Source organism: Telluria sp. PB2R4, from assembly GCF_059685695.1.
In genome coordinates, this window is the sequence record NZ_JCASIC010000004.1 from 332,869 (window position 1) to 356,613 (window position 23,745).

At 59.2% G+C, this 23,745-nt stretch carries 18 protein-coding genes, 2 tRNA genes and 3 pseudogenes; 17 read left to right on the forward strand and 6 right to left on the reverse strand.

From position 1 onward, the window contains the following. Positions 1 to 7 precede the first annotated feature (7 nt). The 11 genes from der to AC56LU_RS09960 all read left to right on the forward strand — a co-directional run bounded on the left by der (position 8) and on the right by AC56LU_RS09960 (position 12,016). Entirely contained in the window at positions 8 to 1,351 is a 1,344-nt protein-coding gene (gene der / locus AC56LU_RS09910) for a ribosome biogenesis GTPase Der (protein WP_497175421.1), read from the forward strand. Between the two features lie 154 nt (positions 1,352 to 1,505). Next, entirely contained in the window at positions 1,506 to 1,742 is a 237-nt protein-coding gene (gene hfq / locus AC56LU_RS09915) for an RNA chaperone Hfq (protein ID WP_026354376.1), read from the forward strand. A 32-nt stretch (positions 1,743 to 1,774) separates the two neighbouring features. Next, complete coding sequence (gene hflX / locus AC56LU_RS09920; protein WP_497175448.1) at positions 1,775 to 2,983, forward strand: GTPase HflX; 1,209 nt, start codon at positions 1,775 to 1,777, stop codon at positions 2,981 to 2,983. A gap of 3 nt (positions 2,984 to 2,986) precedes the next feature. Next, complete coding sequence (gene hflK, locus AC56LU_RS09925) at positions 2,987 to 4,273, forward strand: FtsH protease activity modulator HflK (protein ID WP_497175422.1); 1,287 nt, start codon at positions 2,987 to 2,989, stop codon at positions 4,271 to 4,273. Then, positions 4,273 to 5,145, forward strand: coding sequence for a protease modulator HflC (gene hflC / locus AC56LU_RS09930; protein ID WP_497175423.1), 873 nt, complete (start codon positions 4,273 to 4,275; stop codon positions 5,143 to 5,145). Before hflK ends, hflC begins: the two co-directional genes overlap by 1 nt. Positions 5,146 to 5,437: 292 nt before the next feature. After that, positions 5,438 to 6,592 (forward strand): ATP phosphoribosyltransferase regulatory subunit, encoded by a 1,155-nt coding sequence (locus AC56LU_RS09935; RefSeq protein ID WP_497175424.1) that lies wholly within the window; start codon positions 5,438 to 5,440, stop codon positions 6,590 to 6,592. 3 nt (positions 6,593 to 6,595) lie between these two features. Continuing rightward, positions 6,596 to 7,912, forward strand: coding sequence for an adenylosuccinate synthase (locus tag AC56LU_RS09940; protein ID WP_497175425.1), 1,317 nt, complete (start codon positions 6,596 to 6,598; stop codon positions 7,910 to 7,912). A 31-nt stretch (positions 7,913 to 7,943) separates the two neighbouring features. Further along, on the forward strand, positions 7,944 to 8,483 hold the full coding sequence (locus AC56LU_RS09945; RefSeq protein ID WP_497175426.1) for a phosphoribosyltransferase: 540 nt from the start codon (positions 7,944 to 7,946) through the stop codon (positions 8,481 to 8,483). A gap of 269 nt (positions 8,484 to 8,752) precedes the next feature. Beyond that, positions 8,753 to 9,238: an Lrp/AsnC family transcriptional regulator gene (locus AC56LU_RS09950; protein ID WP_497175427.1), complete on the forward strand. Its 486-nt coding sequence runs from the start codon at positions 8,753 to 8,755 to the stop codon at positions 9,236 to 9,238. Between the two features lie 87 nt (positions 9,239 to 9,325). Further along, on the forward strand, positions 9,326 to 9,922 hold the full coding sequence (locus tag AC56LU_RS09955; protein ID WP_497175428.1) for a MarC family protein: 597 nt from the start codon (positions 9,326 to 9,328) through the stop codon (positions 9,920 to 9,922). Positions 9,923 to 10,006: 84 nt separating this feature from the next. After that, positions 10,007 to 12,016 (forward strand): hybrid sensor histidine kinase/response regulator, encoded by a 2,010-nt coding sequence (locus AC56LU_RS09960; protein ID WP_497175429.1) that lies wholly within the window; start codon positions 10,007 to 10,009, stop codon positions 12,014 to 12,016. 2 nt (positions 12,017 to 12,018) lie between these two features. Here the strand turns inward: AC56LU_RS09960 and AC56LU_RS09965 are convergent, their stop codons facing one another. Continuing rightward, a complete protein-coding gene (locus AC56LU_RS09965; protein ID WP_497175430.1) occupies positions 12,019 to 12,327 on the reverse strand; it encodes a hypothetical protein in 309 nt (102 codons plus the stop codon). A 135-nt stretch (positions 12,328 to 12,462) separates the two neighbouring features. Beyond that, positions 12,463 to 12,927, reverse strand: a pseudogene (locus tag AC56LU_RS09970) (UvrB/UvrC motif-containing protein); the annotation flags it as partial. 285 nt (positions 12,928 to 13,212) lie between these two features. Between AC56LU_RS09970 and AC56LU_RS09975 the strand changes: the two are divergent. Together AC56LU_RS09975 and AC56LU_RS09980 are read left to right on the forward strand one after the other, a co-directional pair. Then, positions 13,213 to 14,619, forward strand: a complete 1,407-nt coding sequence (locus AC56LU_RS09975) for an AAA family ATPase (protein ID WP_497175431.1) — start codon at positions 13,213 to 13,215, stop codon at positions 14,617 to 14,619. A 1-nt stretch (position 14,620) separates the two neighbouring features. Continuing rightward, positions 14,621 to 15,553, forward strand: coding sequence for a DUF4435 domain-containing protein (locus AC56LU_RS09980; protein WP_497175432.1), 933 nt, complete (start codon positions 14,621 to 14,623; stop codon positions 15,551 to 15,553). A gap of 50 nt (positions 15,554 to 15,603) precedes the next feature. Here the strand turns inward: AC56LU_RS09980 and AC56LU_RS09985 are convergent. From AC56LU_RS09985 to uvrB, 3 genes and pseudogenes are all read right to left on the reverse strand, one after another. Next, a pseudogene (locus AC56LU_RS09985) lies at positions 15,604 to 16,027 on the reverse strand (UvrB/UvrC motif-containing protein); the annotation flags it as partial. A 494-nt stretch (positions 16,028 to 16,521) separates the two neighbouring features. Then, positions 16,522 to 18,663, reverse strand: coding sequence for a KAP family P-loop NTPase fold protein (locus AC56LU_RS09990; RefSeq protein ID WP_497175433.1), 2,142 nt, complete (start codon positions 18,661 to 18,663; stop codon positions 16,522 to 16,524). A 247-nt stretch (positions 18,664 to 18,910) separates the two neighbouring features. Next, complete coding sequence (uvrB, locus tag AC56LU_RS09995) at positions 18,911 to 21,007, reverse strand: excinuclease ABC subunit UvrB (protein ID WP_497175434.1); 2,097 nt, start codon at positions 21,005 to 21,007, stop codon at positions 18,911 to 18,913. Positions 21,008 to 21,134: 127 nt separating this feature from the next. Between uvrB and AC56LU_RS10000 the strand changes: the two genes are divergently transcribed. From AC56LU_RS10000 to AC56LU_RS10015, 4 genes are all read left to right on the forward strand, one after another. After that, positions 21,135 to 22,346 (forward strand): amino acid aminotransferase, encoded by a 1,212-nt coding sequence (locus AC56LU_RS10000; RefSeq protein ID WP_497175435.1) that lies wholly within the window; start codon positions 21,135 to 21,137, stop codon positions 22,344 to 22,346. Positions 22,347 to 22,460: 114 nt separating this feature from the next. Next, positions 22,461 to 22,536: transfer RNA gene (locus AC56LU_RS10005), tRNA-Asn, on the forward strand. A 150-nt stretch (positions 22,537 to 22,686) separates the two neighbouring features. Continuing rightward, a complete protein-coding gene (locus AC56LU_RS10010; RefSeq protein WP_497175436.1) occupies positions 22,687 to 23,445 on the forward strand; it encodes an alpha/beta fold hydrolase in 759 nt (252 codons plus the stop codon). A 68-nt stretch (positions 23,446 to 23,513) separates the two neighbouring features. Beyond that, a tRNA-Asn gene (locus tag AC56LU_RS10015) sits at positions 23,514 to 23,589 on the forward strand. Positions 23,590 to 23,642: 53 nt separating this feature from the next. Here the strand turns inward: AC56LU_RS10015 and AC56LU_RS10020 are convergent. Further along, a pseudogene (locus AC56LU_RS10020) lies at positions 23,643 to 23,745 on the reverse strand (IS1595 family transposase); the annotation flags it as partial.

The following is a 23,745-nucleotide window of genomic DNA, read 5'->3' on the forward strand; positions in this document are numbered from 1 at the left end:
TAAAACAATGAAGCCGGTAATTGCACTCGTTGGTCGCCCGAACGTCGGGAAGTCGACCCTATTCAACCGCCTGACCCGCTCGCGGGACGCGCTGGTTGCCGACCTCCCTGGCCTGACCCGCGACCGCCACTATGGTGAAGGCCGGATCGGCGAACGTCCGTTCCTGGTCATCGACACCGGCGGTTTCGAACCGGTGGCCAAAGAGGGCATCATGCACGAGATGGCGCTGCAGACGCGCCAGGCGGTGGCCGAAGCCGACATCGTCGTGTTCATCGTCGATGGCCGCCAGGGCATGACCCCGCACGACAAGACCATCACCGATTTCCTGCGCAAGCAGAATCGCAAGGTCATGCTCGTGGTTAATAAATCCGAGGGCATGAAGTACACGGCGGTCACCGCCGACTTCTATGAGCTCGGCATGGGCGACCCCTACGTCATCTCGGCCGCGCACGGCGACGGCGTGCACGACCTCGTCAACGAGGCGCTCGACTTCGCCCTGGCCAACCGTCCCGACGAAGAAGACGAGCCGGAACACCCCGACCACGGCGTCAAGATCGCCATCGTCGGCCGCCCGAACGTGGGCAAGTCGACCCTGATCAATACCCTGGTCGGCGAGCAGCGCGTGATTGCCTTCGACATGCCGGGAACCACCCGCGACTCGATCGAAGTGCCGTTCGAGCGCGACGGCAAGAAATACACCCTGATCGACACCGCCGGCATCCGCCGCCGCGGCAAGGTCTTCGAAGCCATCGAGAAGTTCTCGGTGGTGAAGACCATGCAGTCGATCTCGGACGCCAACGTGGTCGTGCTGCTGCTCGACGCCCAGCAGGACATCTCCGAGCAAGATGCGCACATTGCCGGCTTCATCCTCGAGTCGGGCAGGGCGCTGGTCGTGGCCGTCAACAAGTGGGATGGCCTGCAGTCGGACGACCGCGACGAAGTGAAAATCGACCTCGACCGCAAACTCGACTTCCTGTCGTTTGCCAAGACCCACTTCATTTCGGCGCTCAAGGGCACCGGCATCGCCCAACTGATGAAGTCGGTGGATGCCGCCTACGCCGCCGCAACGGCCAACCTGTCGACCCCGCGCCTGACCCGCGCGCTGCAGGAAGCGATCGAAAAGCAGGAGCCGAAGCGCAAGGGCAGTACCCGTCCGAAGCTGCGCTACGCCCACCAGGGTGGCCAGAATCCGCCGATCATCGTGATCCACGGTAACGCGCTCGAGGCCGTCAGCGAGCCGTACAAGCGCTACCTGGAGCGGCATTTCCGTGACACCTTCAACCTGGTGGGGACCCCGGTCCGCATCGAGCTCAAGAGCGGCAAGAATCCATTTGCCAAAGAGCAGAAATAGGCTTAGCTGTACGACAAAAAGTGGCGAAACAGGTTACAGTAGCTCAGGGCCGGCATTCGCCACTGCGGAATGTGGCCCGAGCACTTGAAAAAAGGCAAATAGCCTCAAACTCGCATCTACACCCACTGAACAACTACAACATTACGGAGCTGTTATGAGCAACAAAGGGCAACTGTTACAAGACCCATTCCTGAACGCATTGCGCAAGGAGCACGTCCCCGTCTCCATCTACCTGGTCAACGGTATCAAGCTGCAAGGCCATATCGAATCGTTCGACCAGTACGTCGTCCTGCTTCGTAACACCGTGACCCAGATGGTCTACAAGCATGCCATTTCCACCGTCGTCCCGGCCCGTGCCGTCAACCTTAACCTCGACTCCGAAGCCGAGTAAGGCGGATGGCTGACGCCCCCGGCAACACCACCATGCGCGCAGCGCTGGTCGGCATCGATTTCGGTGCTGGCGACTTCAACGCCAGCCTGGAAGAGTTGTCCCTCCTTGCGCGCTCCGCCGGCGCCGACCCGATCACCACGATCACGGCCAAGCGCAGCAGTCCCGATCCCGCCCATTTCGTCGGCAGCGGCAAAGCCGACGAAATCAAGATGGCCTGCAAGGTCGACGGGATCGACATCGTCATCTTCAACCACGCCCTGTCGCCCGCCCAGCAGCGCAACCTGGAGCGCCGCCTGGAGGTGCGCGTGGTCGACCGTACCAGCCTGATCCTCGACATCTTCGCCCAGCGCGCCCAGAGCCACGAGGGTAAGCTGCAGGTCGAACTGGCCCAGTTGCAGCACCTGGCCACGCGCCTGATCCGCGGCTGGACCCACCTCGAGCGCCAGAAGGGTGGTATCGGCCTGCGCGGTCCCGGTGAAACCCAGCTCGAGACCGACCGCCGCCTGATCGGCGAGCGCGTCAAGCAATTGCGCATCAAGCTCACCAAGCTGCGCAAGCAGCACGAGACCCAGCGCCGCCAGCGCGGCCGCAACCAGACTTTCTCGGTGTCGCTCGTCGGTTATACCAATGCCGGCAAGTCGACCCTGTTCAACACGCTCACCAAGGCCGGCGTCTATGTGGCGAACCAGCTGTTCGCAACGCTCGACACGACCAGCCGCCGCCTCTACCTCGGCGACGAGGTGGGCAGCGTCGTCATTTCCGACACGGTCGGTTTCGTGCGCGAACTGCCGCACCAGCTGGTGGCGGCCTTCCGCGCCACGCTCGAAGAAACCATCCATGCCGACCTGCTGCTGCACGTGGTCGACGGTAACTCGCCGGTGCGCATGGAACAAATCGAGCAGGTCAATGAAGTCCTGCGCGAGATCGGCGCCGATCACGTGCCCCAGATCCTGGTCTGGAACAAGATCGATGCTTCCGGGCTAGAACCCGGCATCGAGCGTGATGAATATGATAAGATCAGCCGCGTTTTCATCAGCGCGCACAGCGGCGCCGGTCTGGACCTGCTGCGGGAAGCCATCGTCGAGTCGGCGAGGGCGGCGCGCGAAGATACGCACTTTGGCGCGCGGACTGCGCGCCTTGAAGACGATATGCAGGATGGGGAAGAACCGGCGGTGGGCGGCTCCCTGGCAAATTCTGCAGACAACAATATAACAACCTCCACCCATCTCGGGCCACACTAGCCTATGCTCGTTTCTTTTCTAAAACGTTGCGGCATCAAACTGTCGCTCAACGATCCGCGCTGGGGCCACAAACCCCAGGGTGACCACAAGGCCCAGGAGGGCCGTCGGCCGGGTGAAGGCCCGCCCGACCTCGATCAACTCTGGCGCGACTTCAACGCCCGTCTCAACCGCCTGTTCGGCGGCCGTAACAACGGCGGCGGCGATGGCGGCAACGGCCCTTCGGGCCGCGGCGACATGCGCGGCGCCAGCGTCACCGCCGGCGTGGTGGCGGTGATCGTCGGCCTCATCTGGCTGGCGAGCGGCGCCTTCATCGTGCAAGAGGGCCAGACCGGCGTGGTCACCACGTTCGGCAAGCTCAGCCACAAGACCGGCCCCGGCTTCAACTGGCGCTGGCCGTACCCGATCCAGGCCCACGAGACCGTCAACGTCTCGCAGATCCGTACCGCCGAGATCGGCTACCGCGCCAACGTGCGCAACAAGCAGCCGCAGGAAGCCCTGATGCTGACCGACGATGAAAACATCATCGACATCCAGTTCGCGGTGCAGTACACGCTGAAGGACCCGGTCCAGTGGTTGTTCAACAACCGCGAGAACGACGAGACCGTACGCCAGGTCGCCGAGACCGCGATCCGCGAGGTGGTCGGCAAGAGCAAGATGGACTTCGTCCTGTACGAAGGCCGCGAGAAGGTCGCCGCCGACGTACACCAGATGATGCAGCAGATCGTCGACCGCTACGCGCTGGGCGCCCTCGTCACCAACGTCACCATGCAGGCGGTGCAGCCGCCGGAGCAGGTGCAGGAAGCCTTCGACGATGCCGTCAAGGCCGGCCAGGACCGCGCCCGCGCCCGTAACGAGGGCGAGGCGTATGCCAACCAGGTGATCCCGCAGGCGCGCGGCCAGGCCTTCCGCCTGGCGCAGGACGCCGAAGCCTACCGTTCGATGGTGGTCGAGAACGCGCTAGGCAACGCCTCGCGCTTCGACCAGGTGGTGGCGGCCTACGCCAAGGCGCCCGGCGTGACCCGCGACCGCATGTACATCGACACCATGCAGCAGATCTTCTCCAGCACCAGCAAGGTGATGGTCGATTCGCGCGCGGGCAACCCGATGATCTACCTGCCGCTCGACAAGCTGATCGGGCAGGGCGCCGGCAACGAAGCCGTCGGCAGCCGTTCCGGGCCGGTGCAGGTGCCGCAGTCGTCGGCGCCGTCGGACGTCATGCAAGCCATGGATTCGGTGCGTCAGCGCGACAGCCGGAGCCGCGATTCCTCACGTGACCGGGAGAGCCGTTAATGAACCGCCTCGTAACTTTATTTGTGGCGGGCTTCATTGCCCTGATGCTGCTGTCCTCGACCGTGTTCGTGGTGGACCAGCGCCGCTTCGCCATCGTGTTTGCCCTGGGTCAGGTGCGCGACGTAATCACCGAACCGGGCCTGCACTTCAAGCTGCCGCCGCCGTTCCAGAACGTGCTTTACCTGGACAAGCGCATCCTGACGCTCGACACGCCGGACGCCGACCGTTTCATCACCGCCGAGAAGAAGAACATCCTGGTGGATGCCTTCATGAAATGGCGCATCACCGACCCGCGCCTGTACTACGTCAGCTTCAACGGCGACGAAAGCCGCGCGCGCGACCGCCTGTCGCAGATCATCAAGGCGGCCCTGAACGACGAAATCACCAAGCGCACCGTGCGCGAAGTGATCTCGGGCGAGCGTGGCCGCGTGATGGAAGCGGTGAAGCAAAAGGTCGTGGCCGAAGCCAAGGAGATCGGCGTCGGCGTGGTGGACGTGCGCCTGAAGCGCGTCGACTACATCGAGCAGATCAACAACTCGGTGTACGAACGCATGAAGGCGGAGCGCACCCGCGTGGCCAACGAGCTGCGTTCGACCGGCGCAGCCGAATCCGAACAGATCCGCGCCGATGCGGATCGCCAGCGCACCGTGATCATTGCCGAAGCCTTCCGCGAGGCCGAGAAGATCAAGGGTGACGGCGATGCCAAGGCGTCGGTGATCTACGCCGATGCCTTCGGCAAGAATCCGGAATTCGCCAAGTTCTACCGCTCGCTGGAAGCCTACCGCGCGACCTTCAAGAACCGCGGAGACGTGATGGTGGTGGATCCAAATTCGGAGTTCTTCAAGTACTTCAAGCAGCCGGGCAGCAAGTAAGCCGGGTGATTTCGTAGGGTGGGCGGGTCTCCCGCCCACGCGTTCAAACAGTGCATGAGCTACTTGAACGCGTGGGCAGGGGACCTGCCCACCCTACGTTTACCCGGCCGTTTCAGTATAGACAAGCGTTGTAGCATGGCACTCTGATAAGCCTTCAATGCTGTCAACCTAACATCCCCGGCCTACGCCTCCCCATTTTCGGGTAAAATCACCGATTCGGCGCTCGCACCGTGCGCCGGCACGCCTGTGCCTATAGCATTGCTCTTAAAAACAACCCGTTAGCTTTCTGCCCATGCCGAACTGGCTTTTGCCTGAGAATATTGCCGATGTCTTGCCGTCCGAAGCGCGCAAGATCGAGGATCTGCGCCGCAAGATGCTCGACACCTTCCGCCTGTACGGTTACGAACTGGTGATGCCGCCGCTGCTCGAGTACGTCGAGTCGCTGCTGGCGGGGGCAGGGCAGGACACCGAACTGCGCACCTTCAAGGTGGTCGACCAGCTGTCCGGCCGCCTGCTCGGCCTGCGCGCCGACATGACCACGCAGGTGGCGCGCATCGACGCCCACCTGCTCAACCGCGACACCGTCACCCGCCTGTGCTACGCCGGCAGCGTGCTACATACCCGTCCATCCGGCCTGCACGCCACGCGTGAGCCGATCCAGATCGGCGCCGAGATCTACGGCCACGCCGGCCTGGAAGCCGACGCCGAGATCCAGGAACTGGCCCTCGGTTCGCTGGCGCTGGCGGGCTTCGGCGACGTGCGCCTCGACCTGTGCCACGTCGGCATCCTGCGCGCCATCTTGAGCGACGATCCGGCCGCGCGCCGCGACGAAGCCCAGCTGACCTGCCTGCTGCGCGCCAAGGATGCGCCGGGCCTGGACGAGTTCACGCACAATTATCTGCCAGCCACCCGCAAGGCGCTGCTGGCGCTGCCGCAGCTGTACGGCGACGTCGATGTCCTGGCGCGTGCGAAAGAAGCATTGCCGGCGCTGCCGGGAGTCACCCGCGCGCTGGCCGAACTGGCCGCCCTGGCGGCGGGCGCCATCGGCCGCGCCGAAGTCGCCATCGACCTGGCCGACCTGCGCGGCTACCAGTACGAAAGCGGCGCCATGTTCGCGCTCTACGTGCCTGGCCTGCCGAACGCGGTGGCGCGCGGCGGGCGCTACGACCATGTGGGCGAAGCATTCGGGCGCGCACGTCCGGCAACCGGCTTCTCGCTCGACCTGCGCGAACTGGCCCGTCTGCTGCCGACGGCCGAGCGCAAGCATTCCATTCGCGCGCCCTGGGGCAATGCCCTGGAGCTCAAGGAAAAAATCGCTGACCTGCGCAAGGCAGGCGAAGTCGTGATCCAGTCCATGCCGGGTCACGACAATGTTCAGGACGAGTTCGAGTGCGACCGCGTGCTCGTCCTCGAAAACGGAAATTGGATTCTCAAAAACTTAGGTTAAGTGATGTCAAATACTAACGTGGCAAAGAACGTCGTTGTCATCGGCACCCAGTGGGGCGATGAGGGCAAGGGTAAGATCGTCGACTGGCTGACAGACCATGCGGCCGGCGTCGTCCGCTTCCAGGGCGGCCATAACGCGGGCCACACGCTCGTGATCAAGGGCCAGAAGACCGCACTGCAGCTGATCCCGTCGGGCATCATGCGCGAAGGCGTGGCCTGCTACATCGGCAACGGCGTGGTCGTGTCGGTCCCGGACGTCATGCGCGAGATCGACAAGCTGCAGGCCGCCGGCATCGAAGTGGTGTCGCGCCTGAAGATCTCGGAAGCCTGCCCGGTCATCCTGCCTTACCACGTCGCCATCGACAAGGCGCGCGAAGCCAAGCGCGGCGAGAACAAGATCGGCACCACGGGCAAGGGCATCGGCCCGGCCTACGAAGACAAGGTGGCGCGCCGCGCGATCCGCATCGCCGACCTGCTCAACGAAGAGCGCTTCGCCGAGAAGCTCAAGGAAAACCTCGAGTACCACAACCACGTGCTGGTGAACTACCTGGGCGCCGATCCGATCGACTTCCAGACCACCTACGACGACGCGATGGCCTTGGTCCCGCGCCTGCGTCCGATGGTGGGCGACGTGTCGTCGCAGCTGTACGCCGCGCACAAGGCCGGCGGCAGCCTGCTGTTCGAAGGCGCGCAGGGTTCCCTGCTCGACGTCGACCACGGCACCTACCCGTTCGTCACCTCGTCGAACTGCGTGGCCGGCAACGCCGCCGCCGGCGCCGGCGTGGGCCCGGGCATGCTGCACTACATCCTTGGCATCACCAAGGCCTACACGACCCGCGTGGGTTCGGGTCCGTTCCCGGCTGAACTGCCGACCGACGCCGGCGTGGGCGAGCACCTGTCGCGCATCGGCCACGAGTTCGGCACCGTGACCGGCCGTGCGCGCCGCTGCGGCTGGTTCGACGCCGCGCTGCTGCGCCGCTCGGTGCAGATCAACGGCGTGTCGGGCATGTGCCTGACCAAGCTGGACGTGCTGGACGGTATCGAGTCGCTGAAGCTCTGCACCGGCTACAGGATCGACGGCCGCGAAGTCGATATCTTCCCGGTCGGCGCCGAAGAAGCCGCGCTGTGCGAGCCGGTGTACGAAGAGATGCCTGGCTGGACCGAATCGACCGTCGGCGCCAAGTCGATGGACGAACTGCCGGCCAACGCCCGCGCCTACATCCAGCGCATCGAAGAACTGGTCGGCGTCCCGATCGACATGGTGTCGACCGGCCCGGACCGCGAAGAAACCATCGTGCTGCGTCACCCGTTCGCGGCCTGATCGTTCAAACATAAAAATAGGAATAACCTTAATGAACACTCCTGCATCGACCGACAAGGACCTCTGGGTGTCGTGGGACCAGTACAACCGCCTGGTCGAGCGCCTCGCGCTGCAAGTGTATGAATCGAACTGGAAGTTCGACATGGTGCTGTGCCTGGCGCGCGGCGGCGTGCGTCCTGGCGACGTGATCTCGCGTATCTTCGATGTGCCGCTGGCGATCCTGTCGACCAGCTCCTACCGCGAAGAATCGGGCACCAAGCAGGGCAACCTGGACATCGCCAAGTACATGACGATGACCAAGGGCCCGCTGGCCGGCCGCATCCTGCTGGTCGACGACCTGGCCGATTCCGGCGTGACCCTGCAGAAGGTGCGCGAACACCTGACCGCGAACTACGCCGACGTCACCGAAGTGCGTTCGGCCGTCATCTGGGTGAAAGGTACCTCGGCCTTCAAGCCGGACTACCACCTGGAAGACCTGCCGCACAATCCGTGGATCCACCAGCCGTTCGAAGACTACGACGGCCTGCGTCCGCACCAGCTGTCGGCGTGGATGAAGAAGTTCGAGAAGTAATCCGCTCGGCCTGAAAGGGCAAGCGAACGGGCAGGGAAGGCGCAAGTCTTTCCTGCCCGTTTTGCTTTCGGCTTCTCTTGTGGAAAAGCCTCCGCGCCGTGCCAGGGCAACGCCGTTCGTGGCGGCGGGTGGGGCGGCGCGGGAGTTGCTCGATAGAACCCATCCATCGTAAGCCGCTGCCGCGGAAAGGTGCTTCTGTAGTTTCCCCGTTTTTCATGATTCGTGGGAGAATCTTCTTCAATTCGATAAAAGGATAGGAGCTTATTCTCATGGATGCCGAGGGCAGACCGAAAAAGGACGGACTCGACGAGATCGACCGGAAGATCCTGCGCATCCTGCGCAGCGACGGCCGCATCACCAACCAGAAGCTGGCGGAGAGCGTCCACCTGTCCCCCACGCCCTGCTGGAACCGGGTGCGGGCCCTGGAAGAGGGCGGCTACATCGAGGGCTACGCCGCCATCCTGTCGCAGCGCGCGCTGGGCTTGCCGGACACGGTCATCATCGAGGTCACCCTCGAGCGGCACGACGACGAGATGCTGGAGCGCTTCGGCGAAGAGCTGGCGAAGCTGCCCGAGGTGATGGAAGCCAGCTTGCTGACCGGCGACTACGACTACCTGATCAAGGTAGCAGTGGCCGGCACCGAAGGCTACGAGCGCTTCCTGCGCCAGCGCTTGTACAAAATTCCCGGCATCCGGCACAGCCGTTCGACCTTCGTGCTGCGCACCCTGAAACGCGCCCACTCGGTCGAACCCTGATACAAAAGCAGAGGTCGCCTTTTGGTGGCACTCTGTTAAGATGCATCTCGGCCATTCGCGAAATTTAACAATAACAATCACAGCCCGATGACCCAAAGCTTTTTCCAGACCTTCATTCTCCTGATCCTCGTCACCGACCCATTCGGCAACGTTCCCCTGTTCGTCGCAGCCCTCAAGGAAGTCCCGGTCGAACGCCGCGCCCGCATCGTCGTGCGCGAATGCGCGATCGCCTTCCTGCTGCTGCTCGTGTTCATGTTCTTCGGCCAGCACTTCCTGGCGGCCCTGCACCTGTCGCCGGTGGCGCTGCGCATCGGCGGCGCGGTGATCCTGCTCATCATCGCGATCCGCATGATCTTCCCGCACCCGGACGGCGTGCTCGGCCGCAACGAGGGCGGCGAACCCTTCATCGTACCGCTGGCGATTCCGGCGCTGGCCGGGCCGTCGGCGCTTGCGACGGTGCTGCTGTTCAGCGCGGGCAGCCTGGCCGAAACCATGGTCCACGTGGCCGCGCTGGCCGCCGTCGGCGTGGTGTGGCTGGCGGTCTTCCTCAGCGCGGAGAAGCTGCAGCAGCGCCTGGGGCCGCAGGTAATGACCGCCTTCGAACGCCTGATGGGTTTGATCCTGACGGCCATGTCGGTCGAAATGCTGCTGGGCGGTATCCGCGAATTCGTACAGACACTATGACGGCAGCCGTGCGGGGTAGAACGTCGCCTTCTGGCACACTTTCGGCAAGACTACCGGCACGGCCACATCCGTATTGACCACAGCATGAAACCCGAACACGAGACTCCTTCCGAATGGCTGCCCTTCCTGAGCGGGGGCGGGCAAATGGGAGCCATGATGCGGGCCCACGACTGGTCGAATTCCCCGCTCGGCCATCCGCGCACCTGGCCGCAAGCCCTGCGCACCACGGTCGGCCTGATGCTCAACGCGAAGTTCCCGATGTTCGTGGCCTGGGGGCCGGAGCTGGGCTTCCTCTACAACGATGCCTACGGTCTGATCCTGGGCGAAAAACATCCGGCGGCGCTGGGCAGCCGTTTCCATGACATCTGGCGCGAGATCTGGGACGACATCCATCCGCTGATCGTGCGCGCGCTCAAGGGCGAGGCCACCTACGTGGACCGGATGCCGCTGCGCATGAACCGCCATGGCTACGACGAGGACACCTGGTTCCGCTTCTCGTATTCGCCGGTGCGCGACGAGGACGGCACCGTGGCCGGCATGTTCTGCGCCTGCGTGGAGATGACCGGCGAGGTGCTGGCCGAGCGCTACCGCGAACAGGAAAACCAGCGCCTCATGACGCTGTTCGAGCAGGCGCCGGGCATTCTCGCCGTGCTGCGCGGACCGAACCATGTTTTCGAAATCACCAATCAGTCCTACCTCCAGCTGATCGGCCACCGCGGCCTGATCGGCAAGCCGGCGCGCGAAGCCCTGCCCGAAGTAGCAGACCAGGGATTCTTCGAGCTGCTCGACCAGGTATACAACTCGGGCGAACCCTTCGTGGGACATGCGGTGCCGCTCCGCGTGCAGCGCGACGCCAACGGGCCGCTCGAAGAGCGCTTCGTCGACTTCGTGTACCAACCGATCCGCGGGCCGAAGGGCGATGTCGAAGGCATTTTCGTCGAGGGCAGCGACGTGACCATGCGCAAGCGGGTGGAGGACGAGCTGCGCGCGGCGAACCGCCAGAAGGACCAGTTCCTGGCGATGCTGGCCCATGAACTGCGCAATCCGCTGGCGCCGATCACCACGGCCGCCCAACTGCTCCAGGGCGGCACGCTCGATCCGCAACGCGCGCGCAAGGCAAGCGAGATCATCGTGCGCCAGGCCGAGCACATGACCGACCTGGTGAACGACTTGCTGGACGTCTCGCGCGTGACGCGCGGCCTGGCCGAGATCGAGAAAGAGGAGCTCGATGTCGCGGCGGTGGTGCAGGGCGCCGTCGAACAGGTACGGCCGCTGCTGGACATGAAGCGCCACGAGCTGAAGGTGGAGCAGTGGCAGCAGCCGCTGCACGTCTCGGGCGACCGCACGCGCCTGGTGCAAGTCCTCTCCAACATCCTCAACAACGCGGCCAAGTACACGCCCTCGGGCGGCACGATCACGCTGCGCGTGCGCTGCGAGGACGACGAAGCCGTGATCGCGGTAGCCGACAACGGGCAGGGCATCGATCCGCAGGTGCTGCCCTACATCTTCGACCTGTTTACCCAGGCCGAACGCACGCCCGACCGCTCGCAGGGCGGCCTGGGCATCGGCCTGGCGCTGGTGAAGAACCTCGTCGCGCTGCATGGCGGGCGGGTGGCGGCCTACAGCGGCGGTCCGAACCAGGGTACCGAGTTCGTGGTGCGCCTGCCTCTCATGCGCCCTGCGCCGGCAAAGCAGGAAGCGGGGCAGGAAGCGCAGGCGTCGGAAGGGGCGGTGCGGGTACTCGTGGTCGATGACAATGCCGACGCGGCGCAGATGCTCGCCACGCTGCTGGAAGCGCACGGCCATGTGGTCAGCGTCGAATTCGACGGCACCGGCGGCCTGGCGCGCGCCCTGCGCGAACGGCCCGAGGTGATGCTGCTCGATATCGGCCTGCCCGACATGGACGGCCATGAACTGGCGCGCCGCCTGCGTGCTTCGTCCGGCACCGCGGATGCGATGCTGATCGCGCTTACCGGCTACGGCCAGAGCGAAGACCGCGAACGCGCGCGCCAGGCCGGCTTCGACCGCCACCTGGTCAAGCCGGCCGACCTGTCGGAGCTGCTGCGCATACTTGCATCGGTGCGCGGGCAGTAGGCTCAGAAGTTCCCGAACACGAGCGGGATGAACATGGCGGTAAAAACGGCGATGCGGATGGCATAGGTGCCGTTCACCTGCACCGACGGATGGTGCTTTTCGACGAGCAGCGACCATACGAAGCCGAACAGCCCGACCACGAGCGCAAGGACGATCAGGCCGCCGAGATTGCGTAGTCCTTCTCCCAGGACGCTCATGCCCTGTGGCGCGGCAGAGACCATGGCGAGAAAGCGGTAGAAGCCGATCGGCACCATGGCGGCTCCCAGGAGCATCAGACCATTGGCGACTTTGAGTTTGGTATGCGGTGTCATGGGGCAGCAGTCTACACAGCCGGCGGCGCTGAAAATGCACGGAATTTCACCTGGAGCTGCGAAAGGCGAAGGCGAAAAAAAACCGTTCCCGCCGTAGCGGAAACGGTTTTCTCATGCCTTGTCCGGCTTGCCGGCTTATTTCCCGAGCATCGACACCACGTTGTCCGCCCCGGGCGCCCCGAAGGCCTGCTGCTTGAGCACGTGCAGCTGGTCGCGCACCTGCGCAGCCTTCTCGAATTCGAGGTTCTTGGCGTGGTCCACCATGAGCTTCTCCAGGCGCTTGATCTCCTTGCTGATCTGCTTCTCGCTCATCGACTCGACCTTCGCCGTCGCGGCGTCCTCGACCGCGCCCTCGACCATGGCTTTCTGGGCGGCGTTGCTGTACACACCGTCGATCATGTCCTTGATCTTCTTGTTCACACCCTTCGGCGTGATGCCGTTCGCTTCGTTGAAGGCGATCTGCTTGGCGCGGCGGCGTTCGGTCTCGTCGATCGCCTTCTTCATCGAATCGGTCATCTGATCCGCATACAGGATCGCCACGCCGTTCAGGTTACGCGCCGCGCGGCCGATGGTCTGGATCAAGCTGCGCTCGGAACGTAAGGGCCAGACTTACCTTAAAGTTGTCGATTTTTTAATGTCTCGTGTTGTCATCCATCCGTAATTGAGTTTCCTCAGGAACTTAGCAAATCTTACCAGCAAGCGCACCCGGAATTTAATTTTCCTTAGCAGTGCTAGCAAGCGCATATGTGGATAAATGCATATTGCATTTTTCATTTGTAGATGAAATTTTGTTCTAAGTTGAAATATAATGATGTGCTGGCTGCCCTTAGTGTATTAACTACTGCGGTCGACGTTATTCCGTACCTCCAACTATATGGAAATACAATGAAACTTGTAAGCTTTAGAGTAAAAGAAATGCATGGATATATCGACGTCAATCTGCATTTTATGGATGATTTGTCGATAATTGTTGGGGGGAATGGATCGGGAAAAACAAGCGCATTAGCATTGTTGGCTAATGTTCTGCGGGTTGATATTGCGGAGATTCAAAAAACAAAGTTCACAGAGGTCGAACTGCAGTATGAGGAAATCGAAAAACGTAAGACAAATCGATTCATGTTGAAGATTGGTAATGAGCAATCTCGTCCGCGTTTATCTCTTTATCGGAACAATGATTTAATCGCCGAGCAGCTCATCCCAGTAAATCCTAGCGATATTGTCGTTCGATGGAGCGATGGGGATAACAAAAGTTGGAGCAAAATTTACGATTTTTTCGGAATGGCGTCCCAAGAAAAAAGTGAAAAATCGAAAAATATTGAGAAAATTGTTAGAATTCCGGCAAAAGTAACTTTTGTTAGATTGGATCGAGCGATCTCAGCTATCGATTCGCATGGCGGAGTGTCTTTTGAGGAGCCCGATGTTGCGCGTGACTTGTTGTTGAGAACTAACCGAAGAGGAAAGCTTCGCGATCCCCTCGAGGTTGTGGGGGAAGTTACTTCGAAAAAATATGTTGTCTATCGCAACCGACTTGAAGAGATTAAAGCGCGAACATATGATCAACTGTTCAACATCCATTTTTCAGATTCGGACATTACATCGGAATCGGGTGTCCGTATCGATAGATTGGAGAAAAAATTAACTGATCTGGAGCAGAGACTTTCTGTTTCAGGAGCCACAATTTCATCTTTGAAAGATTTTACGCCGTTTCAAACTTATCTTCAGAATACGAAAAAGATCAATGAGATCGTTCAGAAGGCAAAAGCAGACAGAAAAACTGGGCGACGTACGAGAATCGAAGATGTATTAAGTGCTCAGTTGGCTTCGCGATCGAAAAAAATCGATCAATTGCTGAGTGTGTTTGAAGAAGAGTCTAATGAATCTGCTGCTGCATACAAATCTCTCGAGATTTATCTGAATACACTCAATGATTTTCTAAATGATAGTAATAAAAAGCTAGCATTCTCTCCATTGGATAATAGCATTTATTACCATCATGTGCATAACACGAATAAAGAGGAAATTGAAAATCGTGATTTAAGTCAACTTTCTTCTGGTGAAAAGCAAATTGTGATTATGCTGACATATCTAGCGTTTTTGGCGGAGCCAGGATCAATATTTATTGTGGATGAGCCGGAGCTTTCGTTACATCTGAAATGGCAGCGTATGCTTGTCAATGCACTTGAGACATTGAGGCCAGCACGGTGCCAAATTGTGCTAGCAACCCATGCGCCTGAAATAGCTGGTAGGGCTCGCGATAAATGCATGCGACTCTCTCAAATGAATGGGAATTAATGTGAGTGCTTTCGATGACATTGCCTATTCTGAGTTCGGCCTCGCTGGTAGAGATATTTTTTTCTCTGAGTTTTCAGATGTGATGTTTTATTTTGAGGATGCAGATCACGAGGTTTTATACGAAAAATTCGTATATCTAATAGCGCCTGAATATTTGACAAGTGCAGTATCTTGTTTGGGCGGAAAGTCTAAACTTATTGCTGCCGCAAGTTCGGAAAATGATGTTGGAAAGCCGCGAATTTTTATTGTCGATAAAGATTTTGATGACTTGCTTGATCTAAAAAAGAACGTTGACGGACTGCTATATTTAGATAAATTTTGTTTTGAAAACTATTTGTTAAACTTTAAAGCACTGATCGAGGCAGTTGTTGATCGATTTGAGCTTTCAATAAGCAAGGCCAATCGGGAATGCCAGGATTTTGATGCTTTTTTTGCCGCATTGTTAACAAGGTACACCGAGTTAACATCTCTGTTTTTAGTGGCGCGGAAGTTCAAGATCGATATAAAAACGACTAAATTGCCAGTCGAGGATTTGGTTGAAGGTGAAGGGATCGATGAAATACTTAGTGACGAACATGTTGCCTCATATAAAAAGAGGCTTCTGGACGCAGCGGCGCTGAAGCAAGAAACAGAGTGGATTGCACAAGAGGGAGTGTTAGATAGCCTTATTCCAGATGCATTTTCGCCACTGTCTAAACGCAACCAGGAAATTATTATTCCCAACAATAACCACCTTTGTGGAAAACATTTATTGGGGCTGATGAAGGAATATGTCGCACGCGTGTTGGCTATCGATTTTTCAAAAATTTCTGCAGTATCGCTGTATATGGAAGTTATCGGGAGAATCGAAAACTTTGCCAACGGGTTTGTCGATTTGAAGGCAGTTATGGATACTTCGATTGAGCGACAACGGCGCGAGTTGGCAATAAAATAATAACGGCGACCACGTCTGCGTGGTCGCCGCAGACAGCAGCACTTATATTGCTATTTCCCCAGCATCGACACCACGTTATCCGCCCCCGGCGCCCCGAAGGCCTGCTGCTTGAGCGCATGCAGTTGGTCGCGCACCTGCCCCCTTTTCGAATTCCAGGTTCTTGGCGTGGTCGACCATGAGATTCTCGAGGCGCTTAATCTCCTTGCTGATCTGCTTCTCGCTCGTCGACTCGACCTTGGCGGTCGCAGCCTCGTCGGTGGCGCCCTCGACCATGGCCTTCTGCGCGGCATTGCTGTACACGCCGTCGATCATGTCCTTGATCTTCTTGTTCACGCCCTTCGGCACGATGCCGTGCGCTTCGTTGAAGGCGATCTGCATGGCGCGCGGGCGCTCGGTTTCGTCGATCGCCTTCTTCATCGAATCGGTCATCTGGTCGGCGTACAGGATCGCCACGCCGTTCAGGTTACGCGCCGCGCATCATTGTAGAAGTATGCGGTTCCACCGACTGTGCGTCCTTTCCGTGCGCGGTTACGCGGTTGCGCGCTAGAGCCGGTGTATGCTGGGTCCGGAGATAATCGAAGGACAGTCGAGGGAAAAGCGACGCATAAGAACTTGGAGATCGTGGAGCAAGGCATGTCGCTGGACCGCAGCTGCGAAAGCATGCACAAGAGCGGGGAAGCGTTAGCACGACTCAGCCTGCGCAGCTCTGTACGGCGATGACGGTCGAGATGGCGGCGCTGGAAAACTTCGCCAATACCGAGGCAACGAGCCGGCCCTGGTGCCGGTGGCGGTAGACTTACCGGACGGCCCGGAGCTGGGCGGGTATCGAGGTGGCGCGCGAGCACCAGCCGGAAAGCTAAGACGAGCCGGACGACGGCGGCAACTTCATTCGATTCAGCACGGCCTCCCTAGAGAAATGCCACCACCTGTGCATGCGGGGGCCGTAGGTGATCGTGCAGAGGGCGTGCTCAGAAGTTCTCTCTTTCTGAGCCATCTACCCCATAAAGCGTTTTCCCTTCTATAAGGCAGCGCCACGCGGCACGCTCGGGGAATTGTAAGTTATGATCACTAAGCCGTAGTCTCGCGTGTTCGGCCAACAAATCCAATGAAACGAAAGCCTCCACACGGGCGACGTCGGTAGGCAGGCGGAAACTGCGCCCTTTCACGCTGTCGAAAGAATGGCTGAACATACTGACGGCGAAAGAATCGAGCTTAGGCTCACATTTTTTGATCGCCTCAAAAACTTTTCCGCATTTCTTTGGGCGGCTACCGCCCAGTGTCCATAGAATCCAACCGAAATTTGCCGTTTTTAAGACTTTGCAATTATTGGCAGCATTCTGGACGTTAGCGGCAAATGCATCGAAAAGCTCTTCTCTCGAATCCTTTGGGCAGATCAAGCGATTTTCACGGTCATTTTCTCTAATATAGCTATCCGTCAGAACTTGCGCCGCCATCGTCAGTGAATCCGGATCGCGAGCGATGGCAATGGCAACGTCTTCATTCTCCAAGCAAGGGCTATATTGTACTATTTGTGATAGCGACTCTCGCGCGAGGTGCTCAACATCTAAGGAAATGAAGCCTTCGCGCTTTCTTTCGGAAAATGGGGGCTTATCAATCAGCTGAGCAATGGTTATGCAAAGCTCAAGTGGGTCGGCTACACCGCGTCCATTGGTTAAAGAATATAAGTCCCCTAATGCCTCTAGGAATTCATAACAATTTTCATTAGTTAAACTGGCACCGAGTGTAGCACGTAAGCCGGGATGAGTTAAAAACTTTGCGGCGCTTGCGAGACTAATGTCGCTAGGATCAAGGCTCATCTGTAAGGCGACGCCTAGCCGTGCCGGATCTCCTAGATGCCCTTTGACATAGGTTGGCGTATCAAGCCCAAATCGCTCATCATCTTTGGCGGTCTTCGGAAATAGTAGGTGAACCAGTTTTTCAACGGCGCGTGGATTGGAGGACGCCTCGATTGCGCGTTTGAGTTCTTCAGCACCGTGTTCAACTAAGGCGTCATCACCCCCTAAAATATGCTTGTCCGAGGGCATTCTACCAACGAAATACTGAGGATTTTGCCGTAGCAATTCAAAGATGGTGGGTGCCTTGACCATCAAAGTTGCCAAAGCCAAAATATCGGCAAAGGCGAGTTCCCCGCGCAGTGTTGGTTCAATGATGCTCAAACTATTAAAGACACGCACAAAATCGCGCGGTTGTTCCAAAATGTTTTTGAGACTAAAGTGATATATCCAAGATAGTCTTTCATCCGACCCTTCAAATATTCCCGTCCGGACTTCTGGGGGGTAGACGGAAATAGCCCTATCCATCAATGCAATTTTCGCGCTTGTTGTCAACCGTGGAAGAGGCATCCTCAATTGCACAATCTTTTCTAAATAGTTGGACGATCTTGGGACAGAGGCGATCGAAAGGGCTTCTGCAACGTAAGCTTGATCCCATGACACTAAGTAGCCAATATTTGGAAGATCACCAACGGACTTGATAATCCGGATGATTTCAAAGACTTCGTTTGGATATAGTCTGTCGACATCGTCAATAAAAACGATGACTCTCCGGTTATATTTCCTAAGTGCTTCATGAACGGCGATTTTTTGCGTCTCGATGTCCTTTTCCTTTTGTTCTGCGATCGCAGTTGTGGCTTCTCCCGTGCCACTAAGAACGGATTTAATAACACTAGCAAAGGGCTCTGCGCCAGGTATTAGTTTCAAAACATCGAAAGCTTTGGCGTAGGCTTGCAGCGCCTTTGCGGCTTTCAGTGCAACCTTTGCGTTGTCGGTTAATTTTATTGCGTTAGCGATTTTACCGAGAAATTGCTTAAGTAACGCGTCGCGCTCACCGATAAGCCACGGGTTGAAATGAACGATAACTGGTGTAAGGTGCTCGGTATTCAGCAAATCCTCAATCATTGCTAATGCCGAAGTCTTGCCGCTACCCCACGGGCCTTCGACAGAGATAACTAGGCTCGTATTTGGAGATACTTGTTTGAGTGCACTCGCAATGGAACGGCTATAGTCCAGTCGCCCCAGCTTATCTGCGTTGATTGCTTCTCCTGAGCGAAGCGGGGTATCAAAATTTAAATGGAAATTCTCGACATTCACAGTTACGCTTTCTTGTAGAAAAAATTATAGGTGGTGCTCTCACTGACCGTAACGCGAAACTAGCTTAAGAGATGCAAAGCCTTAACTCCGCCTGGATCAGGTCGGCGATGCGACTACAAGCTTTTACTTGCAATGATACGTAGCAGCATGACGTGGATTCCCTACATGATTACGCCAGTGTCGTCCAGTTGTAAGCACAACTTATTTTATTTGGTTACCACGAATGAACCTCATCTGCGTCACGTGCTTACTTGCCGAGCATCGACACCACGTTGTCCGCCCCCGGCGCGCCGAAGGCCTGCTGCTTGAGCACATGCAGCTGGTCGCGCACCTGCGCCGCCTTTTCGAATTCCAGGTTCTTGGCGTGGTCCACCATTAGCTTCTCGAGGCGCTTGATCTCCTTGCTGATCTGCTTCTCGCTCATCGACTCGACCTTCGCCGTCGCGGCGTCTTCGACCGCCCCCTCGACCATGGCCTTCTGCGCGGCGTTGCTGTACACGCCGTCGATCATGTCCTTGATCTTCTTGTTCACACCCTTCGGCGTGATGCCGTTCGCTTCGTTGAAGGCGATCTGCTTGGCGCGGCGGCGTTCGGTCTCGTCGATCGCCTTCTTCATCGAATCGGTCATCTGATCCGCATACAGGATCGCCACGCCGTTCAGGTTACGCGCCGCGCGGCCGATGGTCTGGATCAGCGAACGTTCCGAACGCAGGAAGCCTTCCTTGTCCGCATCCAGCACCGCCACCAGCGACACTTCCGGCAGATCCAGGCCCTCGCGCAGCAGGTTGATGCCGACCACCACGTCGAAGGTGCCCAGGCGCAGGTCGCGCAGGATCTCCACCCGCTCGACGGTCTCGATGTCGCTGTGCAGGTAGCGCACCTTGATGCCGTGGTCGCTCAGGTATTCGGTGAGCTGCTCGGCCATGCGCTTGGTGAGCGTGGTCACCAGCACCCGCTCGTCCTTGGCGATGCGATCGGTGATCTCGCTCATCAGGTCTTCCACCTGCGAACGGGCCGGCTTGACGATGACCAGCGGGTCGACCAGGCCGGTGGGGCGCACCACCTGCTCGACCACGTTGTCGGCCTTCTGTTTTTCGTAATCGGCCGGCGTGGCCGAGACGAAGATCGTCTGGCGCATCTTGGACTCGAATTCCTGGAACTTCAGCGGCCGGTTGTCGAGCGCCGAAGGCAGGCGGAAGCCGTAGTCGACCAGGTTGACCTTGCGCGAGCGGTCGCCGTTGTACATGGCGTTGAGCTGGCCGATCATGACGTGGGACTCGTCCATGAACATCAGCGCGTCTTTCGGCAGGTAGTCGATCAGGGTCGGCGGCGGTTCGCCCGGCATCGAGCCGGACAGGTGGCGCGAGTAGTTCTCGATGCCTTTTGTAAAACCGATCTCGGCCAGCATCTCGAGGTCGAAACGGGTGCGCTGCTCGAGGCGCTGCTCTTCGATCAGCTTGTTCTGCTGGCGGAATTCCTCGAGCCGGTCGCGCAACTCGGCCTTGATCGATTCGACCGCCTTCAGCACCGTGCCGCGCGCCGTCACGTAGTGCGAACCCGGGTACACCGTGAAGCGCGGGATCTTCTGGCGCACGCGGCCGGTGAGCGGATCGAACAGCTGCAGCGATTCGATCTCGTCGTCGAACATCTCGACGCGGATCGCCAGTTCCGCGTGCTCGGCCGGGAAGATGTCGATGGTGTCGCCGCGCACGCGGAACGACCCGCGCGAGAAGTCCATCTCGTTGCGCGTGTACTGCATCTGGATCAGGCGCGCGATGATGTCGCGCTGCGCCACCTTGTCTTTATGGCGCAGCGTCAGGATCATCTTGTGGTATTCGTTCGGGTTACCGATACCGTAGATCGCCGACACGGTGGCCACGATGACCACGTCGCGCCGCTCCATCAGCGACTTGGTGCACGACAGGCGCATCTGCTCGATGTGCTCGTTGATCGACGAGTCCTTTTCGATGAACAGGTCGCGCTGCGGCACATAGGCTTCCGGCTGGTAGTAATCGTAGTACGACACGAAATACTCGACCGCGTTCTGCGGGAAGAATTCGCGGAACTCCGCATACAGCTGGGCCGCCAGCGTTTTATTCGGGGCGAAGACGATGGCCGGCCGGCCCGCTTGCGCGATCACGTTGGCCATCGTGTAGGTTTTACCGGAACCGGTCACCCCGAGCAGGGTCTGGTACATCAGGCCGTCGTTGATGCCTTCGATCAGCCCGGCGATCGCGGTCGGCTGGTCGCCGGCCGGCGCGAAGGGCTGGTGCAGCTTGAAGGGCGATCCGGGGTAGGTGATGACGGTCGGTTCGGGGGCATTTGCGATGGATAATTCAGCCATACTTTCAGACCTTTGCTAGAATGGGAGTCCGCTTGCGGCACTGCAGCATGACTATACAAGCAGTGCCGCTCTCTACAAACGCTGCGAACCCACCGACAAAATTCACTCAGTTACTCAGAATATCACGATGACTTCCACAGCCTCCGCCAGCCTCTTCAGCGCCATCGACATGGCGCCCCGCGACCCGATCCTGGGCATCACCGAAGCATTCAACGCCGATACCAATCCGGCCAAGATCAACCTGGGCGTGGGCGTCTACTACGACGACAATGGCAAGGTTCCTTTGCTGCAGTGCGTGCAGAAGGCGGAAGCGAAGCTGATGGAGCAGCCGGCGCCGCGTACCTACCTGCCGATCGAAGGATTGGCGGCGTACGACAAGGCCGTGCAAGAGCTGGTATTTGGGGCCGGCAGCGCCGTAATTCAAGAGAAGCGTGCCATCACCGCCCAGGCAATCGGCGGCACCGGCGCGCTCAAGCTGGGCGCCGATTTCCTCCAGCGTTTCTCGCCCGGGTCCGATGTCTACATCAGCGACCCGAGCTGGGAAAACCACCGCGCGCTGTTCGAAAGCGCCGGCTTTACCGTGCACAACTACACCTATTACGACGCGGCCACCCATGGCGTGAACTTCGAGGGCATGCTGGCCTCCTTGAAGGCCATGCCGCGCGCGTCGATCGTCGTGCTGCACGCCTGCTGCCATAATCCGACCGGCGCCGACCTGAGCCAGGACCAGTGGGGCCAGGTGATCGAGGCCGTGGTCGCGGGCGGCCTGGTGCCTTTCCTCGACATGGCCTACCAGGGCTTCGGTGCAGGCATCATTGAGGACGGCGCCGTGGTGCGCCGCTTCGCCGACACCGGCATCCCGCTGCTGGTCTCGAATTCGTTCTCCAAGTCGTTCTCGCTGTACGGCGAGCGTGTCGGTGCGCTGTCGATCGTTGGCACCAGCGCGGAAGAAACCGCGCGCGTGCTCTCGCAGCTGAAGCGCGTCATCCGCACCAACTACTCGAACCCGCCGACCCACGGCGGCAAGGTGGTCGCCACCGTGCTGTCCACTCCGGAGCTGCGCCAGCTGTGGGAAGAAGAACTGGCCGGCATGCGCGTGCGCATCAAGGAAATGCGCACCGTCATGGTCGAGAAGCTGAAAGAAAAAGCCCCTGGCCACGACTTCGAATTCGTGCGCAAGCAGGTCGGCATGTTCTCGTACTCGGGCCTGAGCAAGGAGCAGGTCGGCAAGCTGCGCGAGCAGTCGATCTATGCGGTCGATACCGGCCGCATCTGCGTCGCGGCCCTGAACTCGACCAACATCGACCGCGTCGTTGACGCCGTTGCGAAAGTTCTTTAAAATCGCGGCTCTTCGGAACTGAGGTAACAAGTTCCGAAGGGCAGCAAATATGACTGCACGGCATGCCGCGAATTTGACAGCTTGCCACTGCAAACATATAATGATGTCATCAATTCCCTGATAGCTCAGTCGGTAGAGCGACGGACTGTTAATCCGCAGGTCCCTGGTTCGAGTCCAGGTCGGGGAGCCAGAATTCTGAAAGGCCACATCGCAAGATGTGGCCTTTTTGTTTTTTTGCGCAATCAACTGTTGGTTTTGCAATTCGATAGTTGCCATTCCGTATGCGCAAAGGGTAGTCTGGCAACACCAAACTCATCAGGCATATTTTCGGGATAACTTAGTGAAGCATCTTCCATCCAGCAAGCGTATCGCCGTCGCGGGACAGGTGTTTCGGTTTTCGCTGTCGGGGCAGGGCAGTCCGAGCATCGTCATGCTCGGCGGTGCCGGCGCTTCCCTCGAAGGATGGCACAAACTGTTCCCCGACATCGAGAAGCTGGGTACGGTCATGAGCTACGACCGGCCGGGCGCCGGCGGCAGCGGACGTCCGCGCGAAGCGCAGATGGGCACGACCGTCGTCCTGCAATTGCGGGCGCTGCTGCGCGAGGTCGGCGCCAAGCCGCCTTTCCTGCTGGTGGGGCATTCATTCGGCGGGCTGCATGCGAACCTGTTCGCACGCGTCTATCCGGACGACACCTGCGGCGTGCTGTTCATCGAGGCCACCACCCCCGACGACGTCCTCAACATGAAGCATTACCGTTCCGGCCTGCAGCGCGTCATCGCCGGCCTGCTCGACCGCTTTTCGCCGCCCGACCCGAACGATGAAATCAGCAACGAGGATGAAACGGTGGCCGAGATCGCCGAAGCACCGGACTTCCCGCGAATCCCCATCACTGTGCTGGCGGGCGGCAAGCGGCTGCCGCGCTGGATGGTGTCTGGCGCGGTGCAGCGCGAACGCGCGCGCAACCAGGAAGCGCTGGCGCGCCTGTCGCCGCTGGGGGAGTACGTGGTGGCCAAGGGCAGCGTGCACTTTCCGCAGATGTCGGAGCCGCAGCTGGTGCTGGACGCCTTGTCGAAACTGATCCGCAGGACGCGGCCGTAGCAAATCTTGTCTTTCGATAGCGCAGGCCTTCGCGAAATCGAAAAGCGCTGCTATAATACGGCCTCTAATCCCTGATAGCTCAGTCGGTAGAGCGACGGACTGTTAATCCGCAGGTCCCTGGTTCGAGTCCAGGTCGGGGAGCCAGAATTCGAAGGGCCGCATGCAAATGCGGCCCTTCTTGTTTGGCGCTGTCACCATTACGTATTGATGACTCCGACTGCGATACGCAGCAATTGTTCGACAGAAATAACTCGCTCACCATCTAGTGCCCGATGCCAGCCCAGGTAATTCGGCAGGTAG

Bases quoted from the DNA above. Each gene is read 5' to 3' on its own strand.
- AC56LU_RS09965 (WP_497175430.1), bottom strand. From the start codon at position 12,327: ATGACACCGCATACCAAACTCAAAGTCGCCAATGGTCTGATGCTCCTG.
- AC56LU_RS09945 (WP_497175426.1), top strand. From the start codon at position 7,944: ATGAACACTCCTGCATCGACCGACAAGGACCTCTGGGTGTCGTGGGAC.
- hfq (WP_026354376.1), top strand. From the start codon at position 1,506: ATGAGCAACAAAGGGCAACTGTTACAAGACCCATTCCTGAACGCATTG.
- AC56LU_RS09975 (WP_497175431.1), top strand. From the start codon at position 13,213: ATGAAACTTGTAAGCTTTAGAGTAAAAGAAATGCATGGATATATCGAC.
- hflK (WP_497175422.1), top strand. From the start codon at position 2,987: ATGCTCGTTTCTTTTCTAAAACGTTGCGGCATCAAACTGTCGCTCAAC.
- AC56LU_RS09960 (WP_497175429.1), top strand. From the start codon at position 10,007: ATGAAACCCGAACACGAGACTCCTTCCGAATGGCTGCCCTTCCTGAGC.
- uvrB (WP_497175434.1), bottom strand. From the start codon at position 21,007: ATGGCTGAATTATCCATCGCAAATGCCCCCGAACCGACCGTCATCACC.
- hflC (WP_497175423.1), top strand. From the start codon at position 4,273: ATGAACCGCCTCGTAACTTTATTTGTGGCGGGCTTCATTGCCCTGATG.
- der (WP_497175421.1), top strand. From the start codon at position 8: ATGAAGCCGGTAATTGCACTCGTTGGTCGCCCGAACGTCGGGAAGTCG.
- hflX (WP_497175448.1), top strand. From the start codon at position 1,775: ATGCGCGCAGCGCTGGTCGGCATCGATTTCGGTGCTGGCGACTTCAAC.
- AC56LU_RS10000 (WP_497175435.1), top strand. From the start codon at position 21,135: ATGACTTCCACAGCCTCCGCCAGCCTCTTCAGCGCCATCGACATGGCG.
- AC56LU_RS09955 (WP_497175428.1), top strand. From the start codon at position 9,326: ATGACCCAAAGCTTTTTCCAGACCTTCATTCTCCTGATCCTCGTCACC.
- AC56LU_RS09940 (WP_497175425.1), top strand. From the start codon at position 6,596: ATGTCAAATACTAACGTGGCAAAGAACGTCGTTGTCATCGGCACCCAG.
- AC56LU_RS09950 (WP_497175427.1), top strand. From the start codon at position 8,753: ATGGATGCCGAGGGCAGACCGAAAAAGGACGGACTCGACGAGATCGAC.
- AC56LU_RS09935 (WP_497175424.1), top strand. From the start codon at position 5,438: ATGCCGAACTGGCTTTTGCCTGAGAATATTGCCGATGTCTTGCCGTCC.